Annotated in this window: 8 protein-coding genes; 1 reads left to right on the top strand and 7 read right to left on the bottom strand. The window is 47.4% G+C overall.

Features of this window, described 5'->3' with window-relative positions:
• Positions 1–200: 200 nt before the first annotated feature.
• The 7 genes from ACJMLT_RS03550 to ACJMLT_RS03520 all read right to left on the bottom strand — a co-directional run bounded on the left by ACJMLT_RS03550 (position 201) and on the right by ACJMLT_RS03520 (position 6,100).
• The gene (locus ACJMLT_RS03550; protein ID WP_405726696.1) at positions 201–827 is read right to left on the bottom strand and encodes a GNAT family N-acetyltransferase; all 627 of its coding nucleotides are present in this window, start codon (positions 825–827) and stop codon (positions 201–203) included.
• Positions 828–1,031: 204 nt separating this feature from the next.
• On the bottom strand, positions 1,032–1,403 hold the full coding sequence (locus ACJMLT_RS03545; RefSeq protein WP_405726693.1) for a hypothetical protein: 372 nt from the start codon (positions 1,401–1,403) through the stop codon (positions 1,032–1,034).
• A gap of 71 nt (positions 1,404–1,474) precedes the next feature.
• Entirely contained in the window at positions 1,475–2,992 is a 1,518-nt protein-coding gene (rny, locus tag ACJMLT_RS03540; RefSeq protein WP_405726690.1) for a ribonuclease Y, read from the bottom strand.
• Between the two features lie 272 nt (positions 2,993–3,264).
• The gene (locus tag ACJMLT_RS03535; protein ID WP_405726687.1) at positions 3,265–4,686 is read right to left on the bottom strand and encodes an Rne/Rng family ribonuclease; all 1,422 of its coding nucleotides are present in this window, start codon (positions 4,684–4,686) and stop codon (positions 3,265–3,267) included.
• Positions 4,687–4,797: 111 nt separating this feature from the next.
• Positions 4,798–5,178 (bottom strand): M23 family metallopeptidase, encoded by a 381-nt coding sequence (locus ACJMLT_RS03530; RefSeq protein ID WP_405726684.1) that lies wholly within the window; start codon positions 5,176–5,178, stop codon positions 4,798–4,800.
• Between the two features lie 58 nt (positions 5,179–5,236).
• Positions 5,237–5,599 (bottom strand): hypothetical protein, encoded by a 363-nt coding sequence (locus ACJMLT_RS03525; protein WP_405726681.1) that lies wholly within the window; start codon positions 5,597–5,599, stop codon positions 5,237–5,239.
• Between the two features lie 84 nt (positions 5,600–5,683).
• A complete protein-coding gene (locus tag ACJMLT_RS03520) occupies positions 5,684–6,100 on the bottom strand; it encodes an FMN-binding protein (protein ID WP_405726678.1) in 417 nt (138 codons plus the stop codon).
• Between the two features lie 96 nt (positions 6,101–6,196).
• Between ACJMLT_RS03520 and ACJMLT_RS03515 the strand changes: the two genes are divergently transcribed.
• Positions 6,197–7,576 (top strand): PD-(D/E)XK nuclease family protein (locus tag ACJMLT_RS03515; protein ID WP_405726675.1); only part of this gene is annotated, 1,380 nt, incomplete at its 3' end.

Here is a 7,576-nt window from a genome sequence, read left to right as displayed (position 1 = left end):
AAATACAGGATATCCTGCATGGGCAGCGCAAATGCGTATGCGCCGTCGATAAAGACATTGTATTTTGTTTCGTCTTTTTTCTGTTGTGTGATGGCTGTGACCAGCATTCCCGCCGCCTCCTTTCGTAAAGTGATATTATATCACATCTGCTATAAAAATAGAATAGCCCTGAGACTTTCGTCTCAGGGCCTTCTTCTCGTTTAAAACAGCTGACCGGGCAGTTTCAGTTTTTCTTTGTAAGGGTATTTCTGGTCAAAGGCATCCACATCTGCTTCCTCCACAAAATAGATCTGTGGTGTGGCATATTCGCCTGTGATACCATCCAGATAACCGGGAATCAGTTCCCTGCAGAGAAAGAAGGATGCATCCTCCCCTTCCGGCAGGCCATGATAACGGATACCAAATTCACTGGCATAAGTAAAACCGCTTTTGCCGTAGAAATCGATATTTCCTTCAAAGCATAATGCCCCTGCGCCCATTTCTGCCGCTTTTTTCAAGGAATAATCCAGCAGAATCTTTCCGTAGCCCTGTCTTTTATATTCAGGTGCAATGCAAATGGGCCCCATAGTCATGATGGGGATCTCTCTACCATCATCGGCTTTGATCTTTGCTTTCACAAATACATTCTGGCCGATGATCTCGCCATCCTTTTCCATCACAAAATCCAGTTCCTGCACAAAATCCTCTGCATCTCTCATGATGCTCAGCAGATAATGTTCATAACAGCCGGGACGATATACGTTCCAGAAGGATTCCCTTACCAGATTTTCAACTTTTGCATGGTCTTCTTTTCTTTCTAAACGAATGATATAGTCATTTTTATTCATTATTTTTCCCTCCTGATGATTGTTGACTGCAATGCTGGGAGGTTTGAGTGAAATTGTCTGCAAACCTCCGGGGTTATGCTACAATCTCCAAGGTGTTGTTTTTCTTCAAACAGCAAATCTCCTTAAAATTAAAATAATGATAGTTTTATAGGAAGGCTTTCGCCTTACAGCCTTATTTTACAACGTTCAGGGACATGCGTAAACTCATTTCTGCAGGAATCTGTCCAGATATGCTTCCAGCGCCTTTTTGCCTTCCTCAAAGCCCGCAGGGCCTTCACTGTGACCCATAGCGTGAATGTATTCGTCCATGGTATCTTTATAGGTCACATGGAGCGTCCAGCTGTTGCCGCTGCACATGCACATGTCCAGTTTGCAGAAATCATTCCATTCGTTGATCTTGTTTTCACGGATGACTGTTTCCAATGCGTCCAGTTCTTCTTCCGTCATTTCGCAGCGTTTCGCCTGCATCATCCCGTCGAATTTATCGATCCACAGCCCCTGCTGAGGGTTATATCGATACCATTCCATGAACCCCTTCGTATCTGCAAAGCGGAAAGAAAATGTATCAATTTTCATATTGTTTCCCTTCTTTCTCAAAAAAGAAAGCCGCTCTTTCCAGAGCGGCTCTTCGATTTCAGGAGTTAAAATTATTTTGCGTATTCCACGACTCTGGTTTCTCTTACCAGATTTACCTTGATCTGACCGGGATATTCCAGTTCTTCTTCGATTTTCTTAGCGATTTCTCTCGCCAGAAGAACCATACCTTCATCGGTCACATCTTCGGGTACTATCATAATTCGCAGTTCACGGCCAGCCTGAATTGCGAAAGATTTTTCAACGCCCTTGAAGCTGTCAGCAATTTCTTCCAGCTTCTGCAATCTCTTGATGTAGGATTCCAGAGTTTCTCTTCTTGCGCCGGGTCTTGCTGCGGAGATCGCGTCTGCCGCCTGCACCAGCACTGCAATAATGCTCTGAGGTTCTACATCGCCATGGTGTGCTTCTACTGCATTGATCACTGTTGCGTTTTCTTTGTAACGTTTCAGAAGACCAACACCGATAGAAACATGGGAGCCTTCCATTTCATGGTCAACGCTCTTACCGATATCATGGAGCAGACCGGCACGTTTTGCCAGGGTTACGTCCACGCCCAGTTCTGCGGCCATCAGACCTGCCAGATGGGCAACTTCCATGGAGTGTTTCAGTACATTCTGACCATAGCTTGTGCGGTATTTCAGTTTACCCAGCAGCTTGATCAGTTCGGGATGCAGACCGTTAACACCTGTGTCAAAGGATGCTGCTTCGCCTTCTTCTCTGATCGTTGTTTCCACTTCTTTTCTGGCCTTTTCCACCATTTCCTCGATACGAGAAGGATGAACACGACCGTCTACGATCAGTTTTTCCAGAGCCAGTCTTGCGATCTCTCTTCTGATAGGATCGAAGCCGGACAGGATAACTGCTTCAGGTGTATCATCGATGATCAAATCGATACCTGTCAGTGTTTCCAGTGCACGGATGTTTCTGCCTTCACGGCCGATGATACGGCCCTTCATTTCATCGTTCGGCAACTGTACAACGGATACGGTTGTTTCTGCCACATGGTCTACGGCGCAGCGCTGGATCGCATTTGCAACGATCTCTCTGGAGCGTTTGTCCGCTTCCATTTTTGCCTTGCTTTCCGCTTCTTTGATGAGCAGAGTTGCTTCGTGTTTTACATCGTTTTCTACCATAGCGAGAATGTGATTCTTCGCTTCTTCGGTAGTCAGACCGGAGATACGTTCCAGTTCCTGTAACTGTTTTTCTCTCAGGGCTTTTGCTTCTTCTTTCTGTCTGTCCAGTTCCTCCAGCTTTTTCGTCATATGCTCTTCTTTCTTTTCGAGAGCTTCAACCTTTTTGTCTAAAGTTTCTTCTTTCTGGAACAGACGTCTTTCATTTTTCTGAAGTTCGTTTCTTCTTTCGCGAACTTCTCTTTCCAGTTCATTTTTTGTCCTGATACTGTCTTCTTTTGCTTCCAGAAGGATTTCCTTCTTCTTCGCTTCCGCTTCTTTCGCAGCATCGTCAACGATCTTGCGGGCTCTTTCTTCCGCCACGCCAACCTTGCCTTCTGCGATTTTCTTACGGCATGCAATGCCGACGATCACGCCGATCAGCAAACATACGACAGCCAAGATAATACTTATCGGATCTATGAAAAACACCTCCCCTTATTCTGTTTTCAAAGTTCATATTCATTGCTTCATATAACCTGTAAGTAATGGTGAACATACACCTTTATTATTTTATTACTTTTTCCTATGCCTGTCAAGAAATGATTCCTCCGTCCACAGCGGACAAACGACAGAACAAACAAAGAAAATGCCCGAAAAATCAACATTTCTGGCATTTTCCACATCTTTACATAAAATTTCAGCAGAATAACTTTCTTGTACAAAATTTCATACTATTTCTGTTTTTCTTTTTCCATCACATACTGACCAAATCCCAGATCCGCTTTTTCCAGAAAAATGATCCCGTCATAATCCTCTTCCAGATGCTTCAGATAGCTGTTTTCCTGTCCCGCAAACGCCAAAAGAAGTCTCTGGTCGGCACGGATCGTCAGTTTATTGTAAATCGTGTGAGAAAGGATGCTTTCCGCCTCCCGCCGCATCTTTGTGACCGTCCATTCAATAGAAGGCAGTCTGCCTGTTCCTTCACAGGCACGACATTTTGTGGTCATCTGCCGTTTCAGGGAAGGACGGGTTTTCTTTCTGGTCACCTGCATCAGCCCCAGTTCCGTCATGCCAACAACAACTGTTTTGATGCGGTCTTTTTTTACTGCCGCTTCCAGCCGCTTCGTCACTTCCTTCTGGGCATCTTTATCCGCCATATCAATAAAATCGATGATGATGATACCGGAAAGATTCCGCAGGCGCATCTGCTTCGCCGCTTCCTCCGCCGCTTCCAGATTGGTCTTCAGGATAGTTTTCTGAAGATCGCCCCTGCCTGCCGCCTTGCCCGTATTTACGTCAATAACCACACAGGCTTCCGTTTCCTCGATAACCAGAAACCCGCCGCTTTTCAGCCACACATGTTCATCCAGCGCCTTTTCGCTCTGGCTTTCCAGAAAATAAGATTCAAATAACGGAAGTTTTTCACCATGCAGTTTCAACGCAGGCTGATTTTCGCCGTTAAAATCTCCCGTGCGCAGCAATTCTTCATAGGACACCTTGTCATTCACCACATATTCATCCACATCGGCAGCGTAAAAATCCCTTGCTGCCCGTCTGACAGGATGATTTTCCTGCAATAAAAGTGCAGGAGGTTTGAGAAACTCACCTGTTTTCAGTTTCTCCGTTTTTGCCGCCAGAATATTGATTTCCTTTTCAAATTCTTCCTTTGTTTTGCCTTCCCCATTGGTGCGGACAATGGCACCGCAGCCTTCCGGCAGCAGTTCCGTTACGATCTCACGGATACGGTTTCTCTCCTCAGAATCGGTGATTTTTCTGGAAATACCGATCTCTCCTGCATCCTTGGGCAGCAATACCAGAAACTTTCCGGGAAAGGAGAAATTCGCCGTCAGCACAGCACCCTTGCTGCCCACCGCATCCTTTTCCACCTGCAAAAGCAGGGTATCACCCACCTTCGGCCTTGCCAGATTTTTTTCTGTATCGGAGACCGCACGGGCATTGCCGTAGTAATAATACCCGTTTTTGCCTGTACCGATGTCTACGAAAGCCGCCTGCAGATTGGGCATCACATTGGCCACTCTGCCCGCGTAAAGATTCCCTACCAGACTTTCATCCCGTTTGCTTTCATAATATAATTCCATCAATTCCCCGTTCTCTGCCAGCGCAATGCGGGTCAGATCGGTGGAAATATCCATCAGAACTCTCTTCAAGCTTCTCCCAGCCTTTCTTGCAATATAACGGAGCCATCTCAAAAAGCTCCACTTATATCATACCCGAAAACAAAAGGTTTTGCATCCTTTTTCTTTTCAGACCATGGCTTCGGAAGAAAGAAAATCCAAGGGATCCAGCAGTTCTTCTCCCTTCCAGAGGCTGTAATGGAGGTGCGGGCCGGTGGAAAGCCCCGTATTCCCCGATTTTGCCACCACCTGTCCCTGTCGGATCTCCTCTCCTTTTTTCACAAAGACTTCCGACAGATGGGCATACATGACTGCATAACCGTCCTCTGTCTCATATTTCAGTACCCTGCCATAGGTGGCAGAAGTTCGCACCTCCGTCACTGTGCCGCTTTTTACGGCTACCACGTCCGTCCCCTCCGCCACGGCAATGTCCAGCCCATTATGCAGTTCCTGTCTATGTAAAATGGGATTTTCCCGTTCTCCGCAGGCAGAGGTGATGATCCCCTCCACGGGAGAAAGCCATGCTTCCTGTTTTTTCTCCCACTTTAGCCCCGTCCAGGTCAATACGCTAGGGAGATTCCTCGATATCTGGCCGATAGACTTTCTTTTCCTCCTGCGGATCTGTTTTCTCAAAGGCAGGCAGTGCAATCTCTTTCTCCTTGAAATATGCCAATGCCCGATTTTTCCACTCTGCCATCTCTTCCGCAGAAAACTGCATGGCGATAACCTCTTTCACCTTCCCGCAGACCATTTCGGAAGTTTCTGTATGGAAAAACGAAACCAGCAGACAGCCCCCCACCAGCACTGCCGTCACATATATCCGAAAGGCCGTCAGCCCGCCTTTTCTTTCTTCTCTGTCCCGTATCTGCGCCCTTGTCCGCATCCGCCGTTCCATTTCCCGTCTGCGGCGGCGTCTTTCCTGTTCTGTCATGGGTATCCCTCCTTCCTTTTAACCTATGTCCCAGAAAGAAAAGATATACCTCCCCAAAAAGAAAACCTCGGTATTGACCGAGGCTCATTTTTCTGCCTGCTGCAGACATTCTGCAATCGTATCTAAAATCAACTGGGCGGAATGGGCATTTTCCGGTTCCACCTCCACCGTCAGAGATTGGGTATCGACCACTGCCTGCCCCACTTTCTCTGCCGCCGTTTCCAGCAGAGGATAGAACACCGCCACCGCTTCGGCAGGCTCTTCCATGGATACATCTGCAATTTCTCCGTTTTTGATCTCCACGGCGATCTCCGCCATCTCTCCGCCCAGTTCCATTTCTCCGTAATATGTACCATCTCGATACATGCCTGTATTTTCTTCATCACCCATATGCAGGAAAAAAGCGATCAGCCCCACAAGGATGATGACCCCCAGAACGGCAAACACCGCCGTTTTGATCAGTTCCTTCGCCTTTACCACAACAAATTTCGTGCTGCCCACGAAATCCCCTCCTCAGATTTCTCTTACCCATACCTTATTCTTTCTTTTCCCCCTTTATGATATAATTAAAAAAAACAAACGAAAGAAGGGAAACAGATGGGACTGCGTTTCATCATCGGCAGAGCAGGCACAGGCAAAACCACCCTCTGCATGGAAGAGATCATCAAACAACAGAATACAGGAAAGAAACGGCAGGTGCTTATCGTTCCCGAACAGTTCACCTCTCAGGCAGAGCGTGACCTCATCGAAAAAACAGGGCAGAACGCTATCCTGACAGCAGAAGTCCTTTCCTTCGGGCGACTGGCTCATCGCGTTTTTTCCAAAAAAGGCATTGGCAGCCGCATCCCTTTGGGCGATATCGGCAAGTCCATGGCCCTCCGAAAAATTTTACTGCAGGAAAAGGAACAGATTTCCTATTTCCAGAGCGTCATGGATAAACCGGGTTTCATCGACCAGCTGGGGCTGACGATCTCCGAATTTTTCCAGTATCGCATTTCTCCGGAAATGACAGAGGAACTGTCTCTTTCCGAAAATCTTTCCCACGGCGCCCGGGAAAAACTGAAGGATCTGACCCATATCCACCGTTCCTATCTGGATTTTCTCAAACAGGAATATATTTCCGCCGACGAAACCCTCGGCCTTCTGGCAGAACGGTTAGATGACAGCCTCGGCTTCTCTGAAACCGAATTCTGGCTGGATGGGTTTTACGGCTTCACGCCTCAGGAATATGACGTGATCCGCCGCCTGCTGCAGTTCTCCCCCCAGGTAAATATTACCCTGACCATGGAGGAAAACAGCTTCCGCGGGGCCTTTCTGCCCCCCTCTGCCCCTTTCTACGAACCTTATGTAACAAAGAAAAAACTGGCAGCACTGGCGGAGAAACTGGGACTGCAGCCTGTAGCACCCACGATCCTGAAGGAAAACAGACGGGCAGAAACCAATGCTTTGAAAAGTCTGGAAAAAGAATATTTCTACAGCTTTTTCCGAAAAGCCCCTCTGGCAGAAAACGTCCATATCACCGCCTGCCCCAATCTGCAGGAAGAGATCTGCTTTGCGGCAGGAAAAATTTTACGGCTGGTCAGAGAAGAACAGGTTCGCTTCCGTGACATTGCCATCGTGACCAATTCCATGGAGCTTTACGAAAAAAATCTCCGCGGCATCCTTTCGGAATATGAGATTCCCTGCTTTATCGATACCCGCAGGGAAACGGCTTCCCATCCGCTGGTCAGCCTGCTGACGGCCCTTCTGGATATCCTTGTTTACGATTTCAAATATGACGCCATGTTCGCCTATCTGAAATCGGGGCTGACACCGCTGACAACAGAAGAAGTTGACATTCTGGAAAACTATGTCCTTGCCTATGGCATCAAGGGATACAAATGGAAACAGGAATATTGGGATTACGGTCTGGTACGGGAAGGCGCAGAGGCCATCGAAGCCATCAACGGGCTGCGGGAAAAAATCATGCTGCCCTTT

Origin of the sequence: Anaerotignum sp. (assembly GCF_045122575.1) — a bacterium.
Classification (GTDB): Bacteria; Bacillota; Clostridia; order Lachnospirales; family Anaerotignaceae; genus Anaerotignum_A.
This window is presented reverse-complemented; position numbering and strand designations above follow the sequence as displayed.

Bases quoted from the DNA above. Each gene is read 5' to 3' on its own strand.
- ACJMLT_RS03550 (WP_405726696.1), bottom strand. From the start codon at position 827: ATGAATAAAAATGACTATATCATTCGTTTAGAAAGAAAAGAAGACCAT.
- ACJMLT_RS03545 (WP_405726693.1), bottom strand. From the start codon at position 1,403: ATGAAAATTGATACATTTTCTTTCCGCTTTGCAGATACGAAGGGGTTC.
- ACJMLT_RS03535 (WP_405726687.1), bottom strand. From the start codon at position 4,686: ATGGATATTTCCACCGATCTGACCCGCATTGCGCTGGCAGAGAACGGG.
- ACJMLT_RS03525 (WP_405726681.1), bottom strand. From the start codon at position 5,599: ATGACAGAACAGGAAAGACGCCGCCGCAGACGGGAAATGGAACGGCGG.